The following is an 18,783-nucleotide window of genomic DNA, read 5'->3' as shown; positions in this document are numbered from 1 at the left end:
GAGGGCTGGAGGAAAAGCGCCCGTGCTGACCTCGCGCCCGGAGGCGTCGTCCGCGCGCGGGTCCTGTCGCCTCCTGGTTCACCCACTGGCAGTCTCGATGCCCCGCGCGAACTGACAACCGACGTGCGGGTTCCCGGCCTCTCCCGGCGCCGCGCCGGAGCGACGCCGAATCCGACGTTCACCGCTTGGTGCTGGCGCGGGCGATGACACTCGCCTTCACCGTCACGTGCTGCACCGGCATATCGCGACCGGGCGGGGTGCGCATCTGGCGGTCCAGCTCGTCGAGGGCAGCCGACGCGATCGCGTCCTTGTCCGGTGCGACCGTGGACAGCGGTGGAGAGGCGAACTCCGTGGCGCGCACACCGTCGATGCCGATCACCGCCACATCCTCGGGCACGCGGAGTCCCGCACCCTGCAGCGCGCTGATCACGCCGAACGCGATCGAGTCGTTCGAGCAGAAAACGCCATCGAACGTCACCCCCAAGGCCAGCAGCTGGGCGACGCCGCGCGCTCCCTCGGCCGCGGTGAACGCGTCCACCGACACGGTGAGGTCGGCGTCCGTTGCCAGATCGTGTGCGGCGACCGCCTCGCGGTAGCCGGCGTACCGCTGATCGGCCGCATCCGACGGACGCGAGTCGCGCGGGCCGATGAAGGCCACGCGGCGACGGCCCACCTCCGCGAGATGCGCGGTGGCGTCCGCGGCAGCCCGACGGTTGTCGATCGTGATGTGCGTGAACGGGCTGATCTGGATGTGCTCGCCCAGCAGCACGAGCGGCCCGGGGGAGGTGCGACGGGTGAGATCGGCCACGGTGAGAGCGCGCGGGATGTGGATCAGCCCGTCGGTCTCGGGAAGCCCGACACCGTTCGCGATGTCGACCTCCCGCTCGTGGTCGCCCTCGGTCTGCTGGATGAGGATGGCAAGCCCGCGATCGTTCGCGCGCCGACACAGCAGCGCGGTCAGCTCGGCGAAGTACGGCTCCTCCAGGTTGGGCACGGCGAGGGCGATGACTCCGGTGCGCCGACGGCGCTGGGGGAGATCACCCTGTGCTGCTGCGCTCACTGCCCCGCTCCTCGATGCGGCTGCTCGTGATGCCGCTCTTGCACTCACCGTAGCGGGCCGGGCCGGCACACGCGTCACGACTGCACCCGCAGCGCGACGATACGCGCCTCCGGAGCACCATTGGTCGCCGTCACCACGACGCGCAGGGCGTCGAACGGGGTGTCGGGGAGCGGGTGGATCCGGTGGCGATGGCGGTTGTCCGCGACCTCCGCCACGACCCGCCAGCCCGACTCATCGTGGATCTCGATGCGGTAGTCGCGCACGAGCTGCGGCAGCACCTCATCCGGACTGCGGTGGTGGTGCAGAGTGTTCAGTTCCAGGTCCATGTCGTCGTCGAAGACCAGGCGCACCTCGCGGGCGGTCACCGCGGTGTCCCAGTCCAGGCGGAGTTCGGCATCGCCTTTGGCGAGGGGATCGGACGCCCACAGGTTCGGGCCGCCGAACGGACGCTGGTAGCCGCCGATGGCGCGCTCGGGGGCGAGCGCGCGTGACGCAGGCTCGGCGCGGAACACGAGGGCTCGCCCGCGCAACGGCTTGGTGGGCCACTGCACAAGGAGCTCATCGGTGCTGATCGACACGTTCTGGTCGTCGCTGTCGAGGCGGTGCACCAGGGTGAGCGTGCCCGGAGTGAGGGCGTCGGTGTGCACGGTCAGAGCGGGGTTGGCGCGCAGCACCACCACCGCGTTCTGCGGTTCCTCCGGTGCGAAGGCTGCGGGCACCTCGATCCACCGCGCGGGCCCGGCAGACACCGGCACCGTCGCGGCGTGCTCGCGGTGCGCCGGCACGACGTTCTGGCGGCGACCCGTGCTGAACACCTCCACCGTGAGGGTGGTGTCTTCGGACGCCGCGACCCACAGCCGCACCGATGCCAGCACGGGATCCACGGGGATGACGATGCCCAGGTCGTCGGTGAGGGACAGCTCGCGCGCGGTCTCGGGCTCGCCCGCGACGATGCTCCGGCGATACCCCGACGCGGTCACCCGGGCGGCGCGGGCGAGGTCCTCCGGATCCTCGTTGCGCACCCCCAGCACGGAGGCGTCCCAGCGCAGCAGCCGCTGACGCAGGTCCTCGCGCGCGTCGTCGTGCAGCTGGCGCGGCGTGATCCCCCGCTCGATGCACATCGCCGCCGCGGTGCCCGCCGCCTCACCCATCGCGGCACACGTGGCCATCACCCGCGCGGCGCCGAAGGCCACGTGCGTGGCCGAGATGTCGCGACCCGCGAACAGCAGGTTCTGCACGTTCTGCGAGTACAGTGAACGGAAGGGGATCTCGAACAGACCGTCGGAGAAGCGCTGGAGCGCGCCCGCGCCCTCCGCGTACATCCCCGCGGCCGGATGCAGGTCGATGGACCAGCCGCCGAAGGCGACGCCGTCGTCGAACGCGGTCTGATCGATCACGTCGTGCTGGGTCAGCGTGTAGTCGCCGATGAAACGGCGGTACTCGCGCTTGCCCGGGAGATTGCCGATCCACTCGAGGGTGAGGTTGTCGGCGTCGAAGCGCCCAGAGTTCTTGATGTAGTCCCAGATGCCGAGGATCACTCCCCGCAGCTCGTCACGGATGCGCTCGTTGTCGTCGACGATGTCGAGCTCGCCGCCCCACTCGATCCACCAGTAGTGCGCGCCGGAATCGCCGGAGCGGATGACGCGTGACGTCGGGATCGGCGTGCGCGAGATGTCGATGGCGGACTCGGGCGCCACGTACTTGACCGGACGGCCGACGTCCTTCGTGTAGAAGAGGAGCGTGGAGCCGAGGAACTCGCGCGCCGGCTCCTCGGGCGCCCACTCCTCGCCGAACTCGGCGCGTCCCTCCTTGCCGAGGCGGTGGCGTGCGCCCGCGATGGCCCCCACCAGACCGTCACCGGTGCAGTCCAGGACGATGGGCGCGGTGAAGCGGGTGCGGATCTCGCTGCCCATCGTCCACCCCGTGACCGCATCGATGCGGCGCGCGTCCTCCGGACCGGACGCCTCCACCTCGGAGACCTCGGTGTTGAGGAAGAGACGGATGTTCTGCTCGCGGCGCACCGTGTCCAGCACGACGTCGTCCCAGTAGACGGGGTTCCCCTCGGGGTTTCGGAACTGGTTCTCGACGTACAGCTCGCCGATGATCCCGCTCTCGCGGGCCCAGCGCTGATTGCCGTGCGCGGTGGCCCCGCAGACCCAGACGCGCACCTCCGAGGACGAGTTGCCACCGAGGACGGGGCGGTTGTTGATGAGGGCGACGGAGCGGCCCTGCCGCGCTGCGGCAACGGCTGCGCTCACACCGGCCAGGCCTCCTCCGACGACGATGATGTCGGCTTCGACGGTCTGGGTGCGCATGATGGCGGTGTCCTTTCGGGACGGGATGCTGCCGTCTCTGTGGACGATGCAGCGGTGGTGCGAAATCGGGGGCGTGCCCGCCGACGCGCGGCGTCGGCGGGCACCGGGTCAGGCGATCAGCTTCTGTGCGGCCTCGCCCGCGGCCTTCATCGCGTCGGCGGGGGTCGCGGAGCCGACCAGCACGGCCTGCACCTTCTCGGCGATGGTGCTCTCGATCTGCGCGTACTGCGGGTACTGCCAGAACGGGTTGGTGGTCGCCGTCGCGGTGATGCGCTCGCTGAACAGGGAGCCGAACGCATCGGACGTGACGGCGTCGGAGGCGAGCGCCTCTGTGGTCACCGGCGGCAGACCGCGGTTCGCGTAGTCGGCGAGCACGGTGTCGAGGTCGCTCGTGGCCCACTGGCCGAACTCCGCCGCCGTCTCCGAACCTGCGCCGGTGATGACAGCGATCGCGCCACCCCAGACCAGCGCGCGCGGGGTGTCGCCGGACTTCAGGACCGGACGCGAGACGGGCACGAGCTTGTCGGCGAGACTCGCATCCGGCGAGTCCTTGAGCACCGAGCTGCGGCCGACGGGAGCATCGTCGTAGATGGCGGTGCGGCCCTGCGCGAACAGCGAGCGGGCATCGAAGCGATCCACGTCGGCGGCGATCAGGCCCTGGTCGTACAGGCTCTTGTACCAGGTGACGGCCTCGATGCTGGCGTCGTCGCCGATGGTGACTGTGCCGTCCTTCACGAGGGTCGATCCGAACGTCTGCATCCAAATGAGGATGTCCTTCAGCTGTGCCGCCTTCGTCGACGCCGCGTACGGGATGAGCCCGTTGCCGAGTCCCTTGAGCTTCAGCAGGGCGGCCTCGAAGTCGTCGATGGAGGTGGGGAAGGCGTTCGCGTCGATGCCCGCCTTGCCGAGGATCTCGGAGTTCGTGACGAGGCCGATCGCGCCGATCGTCCACGGGAAGGCGTACTGAACGCCCTGGTACTGCGCAGCCTCCAGGGCGGAGTCGGTGTAGCCGCGTCCCTTCGTGAACGCGGAGACATCGGCGAGCTTTCCGAGCGCGGCGAGGGACGCCAGCCACGCCACGTCGACGTGCGCTGCGCCGGTGAACTGACCGCCGCGCACCTGCAGCATCAGCTGGTTGAAGTACTCGTTGTAGGGGAAGGAGGTCTGCTTGATCGAGATGGAGTCCTTCGACTCGAATCCGGCGAGCAGCTCCTTGATGGCCGGCGCCGACGCCTCCTCGGTCAGCGACCAGCTGGCGAACGCGAAATCCGTCGGCTTGGCGGCGCTGCCGGTGGACAGAGCGGTGCCGGGTGCCGCGCCGGATCCGGTGGGAGCGCAGGCGGCGAGCGTGGCGGCTGCGGCGCCGAGGCCGAGCCAGGTGAGGGCCTGACGGCGGGTGATGGGTGTGCGGAGCACGGGGGTCTCGGACATGAGTCCTCCTCTTCGAGGGTGTGTTTGCGATGGGTGGGATCAGCCCTTGACCGCGCCGGCGGTCATACCGCCGACGAGGAAGCGCTGCAGGGCGATGAAGGCGATGGCGACGGGCAGGGACACCACGAGTGAGGCGGCCATCAACTCGGGCCAGGCCGTGGAGGCTTCGCCGATGTAGGTGTTGACCAGGCCGGGAGGCAGGGTCTGCTTGTCGGGACCGGCCAGCGTGAGGGCGAACACGAAGTCGTTCCAGCCGCGGACGAAGGCGAAGAGTCCGGCCGCGATGAGTCCCGGCGCCGACAGCGGCAGGATGATCGAGTGAATGATCCGCAGTCGTGAGGCGCCGTCTACGCGGGCTGCTTCGATCAGCTCGTCCGGGATCGTGTCGAAGAAGCCCTTCAGCATCCAGACACACAGCGGCAGCGTGAACGTGGTGAACGACAGCACCAGCGCGGTGTAGGTGTTCAGCAGGTTGTAGGCCGCGAATACCGTGTAGAGCGTGACCAGCAGGAGCGCCTGCGGGAACATCTGCGAGGCCAGCACGAAGTACATCAGCGACCGGCGTCCGCGGTAGCGGAACTTCGAGAACGAGTAGCCCATGTACGCCGACACCAGCACCGACAGCACGGCGGTGACCACCGAGACGATGACACTGTTGCCGAGATACGTGAACAGCGTCGGGTTGTTCACGAGGGAGGCGTAGGCCTCGAACGAGATCTCGCTGGGCCACAGCCGCGGCGGAAAGGCGAACACCTCGGTGCGCGGGGTGAGGGATGTGGCCAGCAGCCAGTAGATCGGCAGCAGGGCGAAGCCGCCGCAGATGATCACGGCGATCCACGCGCTGATTCGGACGCCGCGACTCTCGGAGCGGAGTGGGTTGGCGCGACGCTGGCGCGGGGTGGCGGTACTCATCGGGATCTCCGTGATGGTGGCGGGGGCGGGACGTTCGGTGATGGTCATCACTTCTCCCCCTTCTCCGAGAAGCGCACGTACACGACGACGAGACCCATCAGCAGAATCATCCAGAGCAGGCCGAGCGCGCCGGCGTGGCCCAGGTCGAAGCCGTGGAAGGCGGTGTCGTAGACGGCCGTGGCGAAGGTCTGCGTGGAACCGGCGGGGCCGCCACCGGTGAGGACGTAGATGATGTCGAAGTGCTGGAAGTTCCAGATGAACTCCAGGAGCAGGACGAGGCCGATGATGCCGCGGATCTGGGGAACGGTGATCGAGAAGAAGCGGCGGATGGTGCCGGCGCCGTCGATCTCGGCCGCTTCGTGCAGTTCCTTCGGCACGGTCTGCAGGCCCGCGAGCAGCATCACCATCATCCAGGGGAACGACTGCCAGGTCTTGGCGACGATGACGGCGATCATCGCCGTGGTGGGCTGCGCCAGCCACGCCTGCGGCTCGCTGATCACGCCGAGCGCCTGCAGAAGAGCGTTCATCACGCCGTAGTTGGCGTTGAAGATCCACATCCAGAGGAACGAGACGACGACGCCGGGGATGAGCCACGGCAGGAGCATCAGTCCGCGAAGCGTCTTGCCGCCGGGGATCCGCGTGTTCAGGGCGAGGGCGAGCGCCATGCCGATGATGAACGGGAAGATCGTCGTTCCCAGCGTGAAGACGAGGGTCTGACCCAGCAGCCGGGCGAAGTCGCCGGTGAGGATGTCGACGATGTTCTGCAGGCCGACGAACTCGCGACCAGGGAGCACGAGGCTCTGCTTGAAGAACGCGGTCACCAGTGCGGTGACGAGCGGATAGACCACGACCGCCAGCAGCAGCGCGAGACCGGGAGCGGCCAGGAGAACGGCGAACATCCCGTCGGAGATTCGACGAGGTTTGGTTTCTTTTGTGATGTTCTGTTCTCTATTGAGGGTGAACGTCATGGGAGTTCCTCGGCGTCGAGGGGGCGCTACGCGACGATGCGGCGGTTGACCCGGATGATCAGTGGAGTTTTCAGCATGCCGGGGTGCATAGGCGTCCGTCAACTCCAGAGTGACTACCGATTGGTATTGGTGTGTATTGATTGAAAATGGTAAAGAATGAGTTGGAGCATCCCCGTCGCCGTGAACGCTGGGTGGCAGCGCGGGCGACAGCGCCGCTTCGGTGCCTGTCGGGACGACGGCTGCTTCGGCTGCCGTGCGAGCACACTCCTTCGTTGCTGGGCGCGTCGCGACCTGCCACCGGCATCCCCGCGCTCGCGGAGGAAGGCGGTCGTGGGGTCCCCGACATCACCAGCGATGCGCGACGTGTCGGCGGCGCTCAGTTCACCGGGGTCGAGGGTGACCCCGCCGGGTTCCGTCGTCGGGATCGCTCAGGTCGCCGGCGTCGGGGATGACGCTCGCTGGGCGTCCGTCGTCGGTGTCGTTGCGAGGGGTGTCGTGGCGAGGGGCGTCGTGGCGAGGCGGAGTATCGAAGCATCGGCGTCGGGCGTTGCTGCTCAGGTGTTTTGCGTTCTGGTCTCACAAGATGTTCATGGGAACCCGCGGTCCGACAATTGTTGAGACCAGTCGACAGGTTGGTCTCAATAAGTGGCGGATGGTGGCGGTAGACGAGCACTTTCTGAGACCAGCGGCGGCGTTGCCCGGATTGCGCCGCCGGATTGCGCCGGCGGGTTGCGCCGCGGGATCGCGCCGGTGGGTTGCGCCGCCTGGCAGCGACCGGGGGTGTATCAGCCGAGGAGGCCACGGATGTCGGACGCTGTGAGCTCGCCGGCGAAGAGGTCGCCGCCGTCGATGACCTCGTCGAAGAGCCGCTGTTTGCGCTCGCCGAGGGCGAGAACCTTCTCCTCGATGGTGTCGCGCGCGACCAGCCGGTAGACCATCACCGGCCGCGTCTGACCGATGCGGTGCGTGCGGTCGATGGCCTGAGCTTCGGCGGCGGGGTTCCACCACGGATCGAGGAGGAAGACGTAGTCCGCCTCCGTGATGGTGAGTCCGACTCCGCCCGCGCGCAGACTGATGAGGAAAACGGGAGCTTCGCCGGCCCGGAAGTCCTCGATCACCGCGGAGCGTCGTCGGGTGGCGCCGTCCAGGTATTCGTGATCGATTCCCGCCGCGGTGAGTCGTTCGCGCACGAGCGCGAGATAGCCCGTGAACTGGCTGAACACGAGCGCCCGGTGTCCTTCGGCTGCGAGGTCGGAGATGCGGTCGATCAGCTCGTCGAGCTTCGCCGACGGAATCTCCTGCGGCGCCTCTTCGCCTTCGGTGGGGATGAGTCGGGGATCGAGGGCGAGCAGGCGCAGCAGGGTGAGGGAGCGGAACACGATGAACCGGTTGCGGTCGAGGTCTTCGACGAGGTCCAGCAGCTTCTGCCGCTCGCGCTGGAGGTATCGGTCGTAGAGCGCGCGATGCGCGGGATCGAGGTCCACGTGCACGATCTGCTCCGACTTCTCCGGCAACTCGGAGGCGACGTTGGCCTTGGTGCGTCGAAGCAGAAGAGGCCGCAGGCGACGACGCAGCTCGCCGATGCGCTCCGCGCTGTGCGCCTTGATGAATCGGTTCGCGAACGTGATGCGTGACGCGAACAGACCCGGCGCGACGATGCGGAAGATGGCCCAGATATCGGTGAGCGAGTTCTCCAGCGGGGTGCCGGTGAGCGCGATGGTCATCCGAGCGTTCAGTTGCCGCGCCGCCTCGTGCACCTGGGAGCCGGGGTTCTTCACGTACTGCGCTTCGTCGAGCACCACACCCGCCCACGTGCGCGCGGTCAGACGATCGGCCTCGAGACGGAGGATCGCGTAGGAGGTGATCACGACGTCGGTGTCGGTGGGGATCTCATCCTTCGTGCTGGCGATCACGGCGACCCGCAGGTGCGGAGCGAATCGGGCGATCTCGTCCGACCAGCCGCCCACGACCGAAGTCGGAGCCACCACGAGGAACGGCGATCCGGTTCCTGCCGCGTGGACGAGCAGCGCGATGGTCTGCACCGTCTTGCCGAGTCCCATGTCGTCGGCCAGCACCCCGCCGAGCCCGTGATCCCAGAGGTGGGCGAGCCAGCGGAAGCCGTCCAGCTGGTAGGGCCGAAGATCGGCCTGCAGCAGCGGCGGAGCGTCGATCGGTGCGGGCGGTTGGGTGAGCGCCCGCGCAGCGCGACGCCACTCTCGCGCCTCCGGGGTCTGGTCAGAGGTGTCCTCGAAGGGTTCGAAGAGGTCGGCGCGCGTGCGGGGAACGATGGCGCCGGTCTCCCACTCGCGCAGCTGCGTGCCTTCGTCGATGAGTTCTCGCAGCGCGTCGAACACGGGATGATTCAGCGACAGCCAGCTCTTGTCGACCATGAGCAGCTTGTCGCGCCCGCGGCTGAGCGCGGTGAAGATGTCTTTGAGAGCGACCGTGTACGGGCCAATCAGAACCACGAAGCCCAGATCGAACCAGTCGTTGTCGCCTTCGCGGGGCACGGCGCTGAACTGGAGCGTGGGATCGTCGCGGCGATGCACGTACCCGGGGTCTTCGCCGTGGCGTTCCACGATGATCCCCGAGGCTTCGATGACCGGGATGCTCTCGGTGACGAATGCTGCGGCTTCCGCACCCTCGAGACGAGGTTGGAGAGGGATCGGAAGTTCCAGTTCCGGTGGATCGGCCAGTGGTTTCCATCGTGTGCCGGTGCGCGTGCCCCACCGGGTGGTGAGTGCGTCATCGTCGAAGTGCACCTGCAGCACCGTGGCAGTGGTGATGTCGGGGACTTTCACGCCGCGGCCGGTGACGGGGAGCCGTGCGGCGAGGTCGGGGAGGTAATGCTTTAGAAACTCGGTGACATCCTCGCCCGGGATGCGGAGGAAGGGCTGATCCCAGCGGAGGACGTCGGTGGCTTCCGCGCTGACGGGAGCGAGCAGCACGTGCAGGCCGCCGTGGAACTCACACCGGTAAAGACCGTGATCGCCGATGGTGCCGGTGGGAATGATCGACTCGCTGTTCACCCGCACCTCCGGCGTAAGGCGCAGCGACTCGGTGCCCGCATCGCGGACGAGCTCGAGGTGGACCTCGGCGGTGTCGGCGACGCGGACATCGGTCGAGCGCTTGCCGGTGACGAAGGGGATGCCGAGGCCCGCACCCTCCGCGAGCAGGGGCCAGAGCAGCGGACTGGCGAAGTCGTCCAGGTAGAGCCAGTCCGACTCCGTCGCGCGAAATCCCTCCGTGCGATTGCGATGCAGCGCGACGAACTGACCGAACCAGTTCACGTGGCGCCGATCCAGGTGCAGGCGCTCATGCTTGTGTTTCAGTGAGCTCCAAGTGACCTGGCCGGTGGTCCAGTTCCCTGCCGAGCTGCGCAGCGCGGGACGGACGGCGAGTCGTTGGATGCCCCGAGCGCGCACGGCATCCGCCGGCTTGGCCTGCGGGGCGGTCCACTGCGCTCCGGTGCGCGTGAGTGTTCGGAGCTGGAAGAGGAGGCCGACCGTGGCGAACTCCTCTTCATCGGGCGCAGGAGCGAGCTGATCCTTCCAGTCCGATCCCGCCCCCGCCATGCCTCGATTCTCTCAGCGGCTTCCGACATTGAAGCGTGCTGCGCTGCGGGTCGAGGTGTCGGTGGGGTGGCGTGAAAGAACACACACGAGCCGTGTCGACGCAGGTGAACCGCCTCGGACACGGCGATACCGCGCGCGCTCTGTGTCCGCTGTCCGTCGCCTCAGCGCGGATCGGTGGACAGGATCGCGTACGTCATGCTGTCCATCCACTCACCGGAGCGATGGAGCGAGCTGGCGCGGCTGTACTCCTCGCGCTGCATCCCGAGCCGCTCCATCATGCGCCACGAGGGCTCGTTTGCGGCGAAGCAGGCGGCGATCACGCGATGGGCTCCGAGCTGATCGAACGCCGCGTTCATGACAGCGTGCACGGCTTCGGTCGCGTATCCCCGGCGGGTGTACGCGGGATCCAGCACCCATCCGAGTTCGACCTCGGCATCGCGGCCGCGGTCTCTTACCTCGGCCTGCGCGTAGGCGTCACTGCGTCGCAGCATGAGGTCGCCGATCACCTGAGGCTCGTCGCCCGACAGCTCCACGATGAGCGTGAGGGCGAGGCGCTCCGGGGCGCTGAAGTGGTACTCGAACTCGACGAAGGACTGCGGTGCAGCGGTGATCCACTCGTACACGTCGGGGAGACTCCGGTACTTCCAGACGGCGGCAGCATCCGCGGCAGTCGCCGGGCGGATCAGCAGGCGTTCGGTGCGCAGCGGCCACGCGATCTCTGTGCGCTCGTCGGTCGGATCGGGGATCTCAGCACTCACCGGCTCAGAATACGTCCCCGAATACCCCGCGACTTCTCCCTCGCGGCCTCGTCCCGCAGCCCATTACTCGCGGCCCCTGCGCCGCAACCCATAGGTCGCCCGTAATTCGCGGCCCCGGCCCGCGATCCATCCCTCGTGACCTCGGCCCCGCGACCAGTAACCGCGTCTCCTGCCGCGCAGCCCATAGCTCGTGACCTCGGCCCGCCGACCCCTAACTCGCGACTCCGGCGCCGCAACCCATAACCCGCGAGACTTCCGTCTGTGGGGGACAATCCACGCAACGCGCCGATTGTCGCCCACAGACGGAAGTCTCGCGGGAGGTGTGTGAGTCAGTACCAGTTGGTGGCCTGGGAGTGGCTCCAGGCGGCACACGGAGAGCCGTAGCTGCCGTTGATGTACTGCAGGCCCCAGGTGATCTGCGTCGTGGCGTTGGTCTCCCAGTCGTCGGCGACGGTGGCCATCTTGTCGCCGGGGAGCGACTGCGGGATGCCGTAGGCGCCACTCGGGTTATACGCCTGGTAGTTCCAGCCGGACTCCTTGATCCACAGCGACTCCAGGCACGAGAACTGGCTTTCGCCCCAGCCGTACAGCGACGACGCGAGCTCGCGCGCGGTTGCCTTGGCACCCTCGGGGGTGTTCGCGGCGGCCTGCGCTTCGGCTGCGGCCTGTGCTGCTGCGGCGGCCGCGGCTTCTGCGGCCTGCTGCGCGGCGAGGACCTCGGCATCATGCTGGGCCTGCGCATCGGCGAGCCCGGCGCGGTACGTCGCAGTCTGAGCTGCCAGCTCCGTCGTCTCCGCGGTGATGTGGTCGGTGACGCCCAGCACGAGCTGACGGGGAAGGGTGCGAACCTCTGCGTGATCGACGAGCACGGTGCTCAGCGCCGACGAGTCGGGAGCGGGCACGGTGACAGTGAGACCGGAGGCGGTCACCTCATCGCGCGCGGCGGCGGCATCCGCGATGGCCGCCTCTGCTGCATCGAACACCTCGGAGGCGGGGGAGTTGTCGACGGACGCCAGGATGTCCGTGTTGATCGGCGCGACGGGGCTGATGACCTCCGGTGATGCGGCCAGTCGAGCGGGTTCCTGCGAGGCGAGGGCCGGCGCGGTTCCGGCGGCGAGGCCGGTGACGACGCCCAGGCCGATCGCGATCACTGTGCGGAGCCGGTGAGGGCGACGTGTCGGTCGGTGTGAGTCGCGATAAGTGCGTCGCGACGCGAGGGCGGGATCGGTCGAAGCGAAAGAAGTCATGATCTCCAGCGGACAGGGGGTCAGGGCGCGCCGGTTCAGGGAGGGTGGCACGGTCGCTCGGGTGCGACTCAGCGAGCCTCAACGGCCGTCTTTTGTGGGACCTGGACGAAGCCTGGGAGGAAAATGCAACCCGTCACGTCGAATCGTTATGTCACGGTTTGGTAACAGGACCGCGTTGGAGTGGACATTCGCGTGCGCCGAGAGCCGCCGCGATCGCAGTGAGCGACAGGGATCGCGAGGGGTCTGGTGTCGACGGGATCGCTCCCGCGGGGTGCTCGGTTGCGAAAAGGCCTGATCGTTTGAGAAGAGAGTTGAGGGTTCGCGCAAAACCGCGGAGCGTTGTGCGCGAAATCCAGGATCGAGCACTCCGTGCGCGGGCCTGCGCCGTCCTCGCGTGGACGTTCCCGGCGCGGCTGAGACCTGGCGGGGTGCCATGCCGCGAGGCAGGTTACGGCTGGAGTCGGTGGGTTCGCGTCGCTGGACGGAAACGAGTGTCACGAAACGAGGAAATATCGTCCGACTCTCCACGCTCGGCGGCGTTTCATCCTCCGTTGGCGACAATGTCCTCGTTTCGCGTCATGGCGCGCCGGGGTCGACGCCGACAGACCGCCTTGCTGCACGCCGCCCGCCGACGGCTGCGGTCCGCAAACGGTCGCGTGGACGTTCCCGGCGCGGCTGAGACCTGGCGGGGTGCCATACCGCGAGGCAGGTCACGGCTGGAGTCGGTGCATTCACGTCGATGGATGGGGGCGGGCGTCACGAAACGAGGAAATATCGTCCGACTCTCCACGCTCGGCCGCGTTTCATCCTCCGTTGACGAAAATGTCCTCGTTTCGCGTCATGGCGCGCCGATTCGAGCACCGACGGAGTGCACTGAGATACGCCGACGGTCGTCGTCCCCAGTCCGCGGGCCCCAACGCGTCGGACTACCGCCGATGCGCGTGCGCGGCGCGGGCGCGCTCGACGTCGTCGAGGTGATCGTTGAACCCGCGGGCAGCCACGGTGGGAAGCCCCGCATCGATCGACGCGCGCAGCGCCGCCGCGAACGCCTCGCCCGAATCGGCGAGCGGATAGAACGGCAGAGCGGCGGCGATCAGCTTGCCCATCGCCTGACCGGAGCGTTGCGCGAGCGCAGCGAGTTCCCGCGGCGCGTTCACGATCCACGGCGCGACGAGATCCGCTTGCCCCGTTCCCCAGAGGCCGAGGGCGGCCGAGCTCAGCTCGCGGTTGGTGAGTTCACCGCTGACCAGCCGCTCGGCCCAGGTCGCCTTCGCCGCTGTGTCCGCCAGGGCTGCGCGGGCGCGGATGGCGGCGTGCGCGCCGGACGTGGTGTTGTCGCGGGCGGCTTCCGGATCGATCGCCGACGCGTCACCCAGCTCGGCCAGCCGTGCCACGAGGAGCCACCGCAGCGCCTGATCCTCCGCATACTGGAGACGTTCGTGCAGTGCCCTGGCATCGACGGCGGTTCGTGCGAACAGCCGGGCCGCGGCTGCCTCGCGAAGCGGATCACCGGAAGCCAGCACCGCGTCGGCGAGAGCCGCGAGCTGCTCCAGCACCGCGGGCAGGTCGTCGCGACGGCTGTGCGTGATCGCAGTGCGCAGCACAGCCGCGCTCGCACCCTCGAACACGGTCGGGTCGGTGTCGCCCACCAGCTGCGAACCGGCCAGCGCGACGAGGGATGCCGCCGTGCGTGCGCCACGCTCCACCTCGGCGACCGCGGTGGACCACAGCAGAGCGCGCGTGAGTGGCGATGCGATCGCGCCGAGCACCTGCTCGAGACCCGCGCGCGATTCGGCGTCGAGGTGCAGTTCGGCGTAGGTCTCGTCGGCGGAATTCGGCACGACGACGAGCCCCGCGAAGGAGGGAAGGCGCACAGGCTCATCGGCGAGATCGACGAGCTCCTCCTGCACCACCGACCCGTCTTCCGAGAACCCGGTGACATGGAATCGGTGCGGGCGCGAGCCGACGCGCGTCAGGACCGGAACATCCCCGTCGCGGGTCACGACGATCGTGTCGAACCCGGTGGTGCGCAGCCAGAGATCCGCCCACGCCCGCACATCGCGGTCTGTGGCGGAGTCGAGCGCGCCGAGGAAGTCGGCCAGCGACGCGTTGCCGAAGGGATGCGCGGACAGGTGACGGTTGACCCCGCGCAGGAAGTCCTCTTCGCCGAGCCACGTGACCAGCTGACGCAGCACCGCGTTGCCCTTCGCGTACGTGATCATGTCGAAGTTCGAGAACGCGGTATCCACATCGGGGAGGTTCTCCGCGTCCTCCGCGATGGGGTGCGTCGACCGACGCGAATCGGCCCGATATGCCGTGGGCTTGCGACCCAAGGCCGCCGCCGTCCAGAGGGACGTCCCGCTGGCGCGACCGCCGACCTCGTAGCCCATGTAGTCGGCGAAGGACTCGTTCAGCCACGAGTCCTCCCACCACCGGAACGTGACGAGGTCGCCGAACCACATGTGCGCCATTTCGTGCGCGATCACGGAGTTCATACCCGCCTGCTCCACCGCGGTCGGCTCGCCGGGAGTGAGGTACTCGTCGCGGAACGATACGCACCCGGGGAACTCCATCGCTCCCCAGTTCAGGCCCGGCGTGAACACCTGCTGGTAGTCCTCGAAGGGATACGGCTCGTCGAAGGCGGACGTGTAATACGCGAACGCGGCGGACGTGATCGCACGCAGTCGATCGATCTCGCGCCGCAGCTGCGGCTCCTGGGAGGCGCGGGCGTGCCAGCCGAACGGCAGCGATCCGCCCTCGGCGAGCGCGTACGGCTCGTCCCACTCGATGGAGACGAACGGGCCCGTGCAGAAGAAGAAGATGTACGACGAGAATGCGGGCGTCGGACGGAAGAACCACGTGTCTTCCTCGCGGCGGTCGAACCGCCCGTTTGCGAGCACGGTAGCGTTCGACGGCGCGGTGACCGATACGGTGAACGTGGACTTGAGGTCGGGCTGATCGAAGCACGGCAGCACCCGCTGGGCGATATCCATCGCGGTGTAAGCGCTGACGTACCGCTCACCGTCGGCCGGATCGGTGACCGCCGTCATGCCGTCGCCGTCGGTGACGTAGGGCATCGTCGCCCGAACCCGCACCTCGTTGCGGGCGGACAGATCGCTCAGCACGATGCGCTGTCCGTCGTACGACGCCGGCACTCCGTCGACGATCACGTCTTCAGCCCCTACGAGCTCGAGGAACGACGACGACCCGGGCGTCGCGCACGAGAAGGAGATCGTGACATCGAACGCGTACCGATCGGTCGAGGTCACATCAAAGTGGGCGACGGTGTCGACCTCACTGATGAGCTCGGCACGGACACGGGCTTCCTGCAACGTCAGAGACACATGTCGAGGCTATGCGATGGGGCCGACATGCCCCCGGCGGCAGGCCCGCGCGACAGCGGATGGATCACCCCAGTCGTGCGCGCAACGCGCCCGCAACCTCGAAGATCCAACGCCACCGCGCTTCGTCAGCGAACTGTAGCGGCGTGTTCCACATGAGTTGCGCGAGCCCATCGCGGATCACCAGATCCGCCGTGAAGCGGCTGAGAAGCTCGAGCAACTCCGGATCCATCAGAGCAGTGGCACGAGTCAGGTCTTGACGCCAGGTCCAGAGAGTGAACCTCGTGCCGTTTGCCGCTTCCAGTTCGGCGCTTTCGCGGATGTGGCCGACGGTGGTCAGCGTTCCGCCCTGCCACGGGGCATTCTTCGCGCCAGCGTCGAGCACGAAATCCAGGCCTGACGACCCGAGCGGTATGCGCACGTATGCGCAGTTCTTGACCGTGTGCATGCCATTGCGCCCCGGCAGCGTGTGGAGGATCCGTCCCACCTCCACGGCACCATCGCACCACCGGCTCACGTTGAGAAGTCGCGGAGACGGCAGGGAGTCGTCCACCAGCAAGTACCTGCGATACAGCGGATCGGGCATCTCCGCGATGGGCTCTACCTCGTTGGCAGCGTAAAACTCAGCCAACCGCCAGCGCGTCTCGGGCCCAGTGCGAAAGGAGTGCACTTCGCGACGCACCAACCAGACAACCAAGAGCAGCGTGGGCACGAGGACGACTCCGGAGGGCAGCCACCACCACGGCGATCCCCCCGACAGCGTTCCCAGCGCGAAACATCCGGCAAACAGCAGACCGAGAACGATCACGACCAGCACGGCACAACCCGTGGCGGCGACGCCGCCCAGCCGTGAGACTCCCGAACGGCGCTCGGATTCGCGCACGGCCGCGGCATCGAGCGGACGCGTGAGCGGCTCGAAGTTCACGGCATCGAGTCCGGGGAGCATGACCCCAGGGTATCCAGCGCCTTCGGCTACGTTCGACGAATGACCGCAATGCCGAAGCCGTGGGCCATCGTGTCCAGTGAGCGCCTCATCGACGACCGCTGGCTCCATCTCCGCGCCGACACGTGCATCGACGGTGCCGGACGGATGATCGCGCCGTACTACATCCACGAGTCCGCCGACTGGATCTCGGTGTTCGCGATCGACGAGGACGGCTGCGCGGTGGTGCTCGATGAGTATCGCCCCACGGGCGTGGCTCGCCGCGCGCGGGCGCTGATGTCGCGAGCGCATGAGCGTGCGGTGAATGAATGAGTGTCGTGCCGGAATGCGCATGGATGCGGCGCATGTTCCTGCGCTCGCGACGTGACCCGGTGCGCCGTCGGGCGTGACGGCGGTTCGGTCGTCGTCGTGCGGGCGGCGATTCAGCCACCCTGCCCGGGAAGGGCACGCACCGCGTGTGCAATGCCTCCCGCGGCGCACGCGTCGGCCAGGCGCTGCGTGGCCGTCTGGAACTCCTCGCCGTTCAGATCCGCACCGTCCGCCGCAAGCTTGCTGACCGTGGTGGCCGCGGCGGTAACCTCCCCGTGCGCCTCTCCTGTCACGATCGTGGCCCACGAATCCCGCAGGACGAGCTCGACGGCGGAGAACCCGGCCTCATCGATGTCACCGTTCGCGAGCCGGAACTCCGACCTCCACGCGGTCCCGGAGATCTCCAGCGCATGTCCGCACGTGAGTGCGTCGCCGGCGCTCGCCGTGATGACTTCTGCTCCCGCGGAATCTGGAGCCAACGTGGCGACTTCTCCGGCAGCCGATGGCGATGCACTGTCCGCCGTGTCCGTGCCGTCTGCCGTCTGGTTCGAGCATCCTGTCGTGATGAGCGTCGTCATCACGAGTGCCGCTGCCGCGAGCGTGACCCTGCGCTTCATGAGTCCCCCTGACTCTGATTCGATTGTGCAGCCGACACTGTCACACGCGGGGGCGTCGCCGCTAGTCCAGGGCCCCGAGACCCGGCGCGCCGCGGCGTTTTGACAGCGCGTCCGGGGACCCGTGTCGGTGCCCCTCGCTGGGTCCGCGAGGTGTTCGGCGTCAGCTTGCGTTCTGCGCGGCGAGGCTCCAGACCTCGGGCATCGCCTGCTCGTCGTCGCCGTCACGGAACGTCTTGAAGTGATCCACATGGCGACCGATGAACGCCTGCCAGCGGGCATTCGCCTCGTCCGTGGCGAGTGCACGGATCGCGGCGGCGAAGTCGTCGCACTCCACCAGGTGGAAGAGGTCGCGACCGCTGCGCCAGATCGTCCAGTCGTGGATGCCGATGCGTGCGAAGGTCTCCGCGAGGTCGGCGGGGATCGTGGCGTGATCGGCTTCGTACTCGGCTTCGGCACCGGGACGCAGGACGGAGTGCAGGGCGACGCGCATGTTCTTCCTTCGCGGGTTCAGCGGCCGACGAGGTCGGCGACGGAGTCGATGATCTCGGACGGACGGAACGGGTAGCGCTCCACCTCGGCGGGGTCGCTGATGCCCGTCATCACGAGGATCGTGTGCAGCCCCGCCTCGATGCCGGCGACGATGTCGGTGTCCATGCGGTCGCCGATCATCGCGGTCTTCAGCGAGTGAGCGCCGATCTGATTGAGCGCCGTGCGGAACATCATCGGGTTGGGCTTGCCGACCACATAGGGCTCCTTGCCGGTGGCCTTCGTGATCAGCGCCGCGAAGGCGCCGGTGGCGGGCAGCGGACCCTCGCGACTCGGGCCGGTGGCATCGGGGTTGGTCGTGATGAATCGCGCGCCGCCGTCGATGAGTCGGATCGCGCGCGTGATGGCCTCGAACGAGTATTGACGTGTCTCGCCGACCACCACGTAATCCGGCTTCGTGTCGGTCATGATGTAGCCCGCCTCGTGCATGGCCGTGGTGAGTCCGGCCTCACCGATCACGAACGCGCTGCCGCCCGGGTGCTGCTGCTTGAGGAACTCCGCCGTCGCGAGCGCCGACGTCCAGATGTGTTCCTCGGGAACCACGATGCCGCTGCGCTTGAGGCGGGCGCTGAGGTCGCGACGAGTGAAGATCGAGTTGTTGGTGAGCACCAGGAACGGGATCCCCGCGGCCTGCCATTGCGCCAGCAGTTCGGCGGCGCCGGGGATCGCCGAGTTCTCATGGACGAGCACGCCGTCCATGTCGGTCAGCCAGCACTCGATGTCTTCGGGACGCGCCATGTGCCCAGCATATGGCGCGTCCC

14 protein-coding genes are annotated in these 18,783 nt (G+C 68.0%); 1 reads left to right on the top strand and 13 read right to left on the bottom strand.

Features of this window, described 5'->3' with window-relative positions; all coding sequences use genetic code 11:
* Positions 1-178 precede the first annotated feature (178 nt).
* The 10 genes from ABTV68_RS19715 to ABTV68_RS19670 form a co-directional block, all read right to left on the bottom strand.
* Positions 179-1,060 (bottom strand): LacI family DNA-binding transcriptional regulator, encoded by an 882-nt coding sequence (locus ABTV68_RS19715; RefSeq protein WP_433675369.1) that lies wholly within the window; start codon positions 1,058-1,060, stop codon positions 179-181.
* A 74-nt stretch (positions 1,061-1,134) separates the two neighbouring features.
* Positions 1,135-3,375 (bottom strand): FAD-dependent oxidoreductase, encoded by a 2,241-nt coding sequence (locus ABTV68_RS19710; RefSeq protein WP_433675368.1) that lies wholly within the window; start codon positions 3,373-3,375, stop codon positions 1,135-1,137.
* A gap of 108 nt (positions 3,376-3,483) precedes the next feature.
* Entirely contained in the window at positions 3,484-4,806 is a 1,323-nt protein-coding gene (locus ABTV68_RS19705; protein ID WP_433675367.1) for an ABC transporter substrate-binding protein, read from the bottom strand.
* 39 nt (positions 4,807-4,845) lie between these two features.
* Positions 4,846-5,766, bottom strand: coding sequence for a carbohydrate ABC transporter permease (locus ABTV68_RS19700; RefSeq protein WP_433675366.1), 921 nt, complete (start codon positions 5,764-5,766; stop codon positions 4,846-4,848).
* On the bottom strand, positions 5,766-6,617 hold the full coding sequence (locus ABTV68_RS19695) for a carbohydrate ABC transporter permease (protein WP_433675365.1): 852 nt from the start codon (positions 6,615-6,617) through the stop codon (positions 5,766-5,768). Before ABTV68_RS19695 ends, ABTV68_RS19700 begins: the two co-directional genes overlap by 1 nt.
* Before the next feature lie 854 nt (positions 6,618-7,471).
* A complete protein-coding gene (locus ABTV68_RS19690; RefSeq protein ID WP_433675364.1) occupies positions 7,472-10,261 on the bottom strand; it encodes a DEAD/DEAH box helicase in 2,790 nt (929 codons plus the stop codon).
* A 161-nt stretch (positions 10,262-10,422) separates the two neighbouring features.
* Entirely contained in the window at positions 10,423-11,019 is a 597-nt protein-coding gene (locus tag ABTV68_RS19685; RefSeq protein WP_433675363.1) for a GNAT family N-acetyltransferase, read from the bottom strand.
* Between the two features lie 329 nt (positions 11,020-11,348).
* Positions 11,349-12,266: a phospholipase gene (locus ABTV68_RS19680; RefSeq protein ID WP_433675362.1), complete on the bottom strand. Its 918-nt coding sequence runs from the start codon at positions 12,264-12,266 to the stop codon at positions 11,349-11,351.
* Positions 12,267-13,192: 926 nt separating this feature from the next.
* Positions 13,193-15,610: an aminopeptidase N gene (gene pepN, locus ABTV68_RS19675; RefSeq protein ID WP_433675361.1), complete on the bottom strand. Its 2,418-nt coding sequence runs from the start codon at positions 15,608-15,610 to the stop codon at positions 13,193-13,195.
* Between the two features lie 64 nt (positions 15,611-15,674).
* Positions 15,675-16,553, bottom strand: a complete 879-nt coding sequence (locus tag ABTV68_RS19670) for a hypothetical protein (RefSeq protein WP_433675360.1) — start codon at positions 16,551-16,553, stop codon at positions 15,675-15,677.
* 39 nt (positions 16,554-16,592) lie between these two features.
* Here ABTV68_RS19670 and ABTV68_RS19665 point away from each other — a divergent pair, with 39 nt between their 5' ends.
* Positions 16,593-16,862: a hypothetical protein gene (locus tag ABTV68_RS19665; protein ID WP_433675359.1), complete on the top strand. Its 270-nt coding sequence runs from the start codon at positions 16,593-16,595 to the stop codon at positions 16,860-16,862.
* 110 nt (positions 16,863-16,972) lie between these two features.
* On the opposite strand, the gene ABTV68_RS19660 is transcribed toward ABTV68_RS19665, so the two are convergent.
* The 3 genes from ABTV68_RS19660 to ABTV68_RS19650 all read right to left on the bottom strand — a co-directional run bounded on the left by ABTV68_RS19660 (position 16,973) and on the right by ABTV68_RS19650 (position 18,760).
* Entirely contained in the window at positions 16,973-17,476 is a 504-nt protein-coding gene (locus ABTV68_RS19660; RefSeq protein WP_433675358.1) for a hypothetical protein, read from the bottom strand.
* Positions 17,477-17,636: 160 nt separating this feature from the next.
* Positions 17,637-17,966, bottom strand: a complete 330-nt coding sequence (locus tag ABTV68_RS19655; RefSeq protein WP_433675357.1) for an L-rhamnose mutarotase — start codon at positions 17,964-17,966, stop codon at positions 17,637-17,639.
* A 17-nt stretch (positions 17,967-17,983) separates the two neighbouring features.
* Entirely contained in the window at positions 17,984-18,760 is a 777-nt protein-coding gene (locus ABTV68_RS19650) for an HAD-IIA family hydrolase (protein WP_433675356.1), read from the bottom strand.
* Positions 18,761-18,783 lie beyond the last annotated feature (23 nt).

It is taken from the genome of Microbacterium gorillae, assembly GCF_050990725.1.
GTDB classification, from domain to species: domain Bacteria; phylum Actinomycetota; class Actinomycetes; order Actinomycetales; family Microbacteriaceae; genus Microbacterium; species Microbacterium gorillae_A.
The sequence above is the reverse complement of the archived record's forward strand: the minus strand, read 5'-3'. Positions and strand labels throughout refer to the sequence as shown.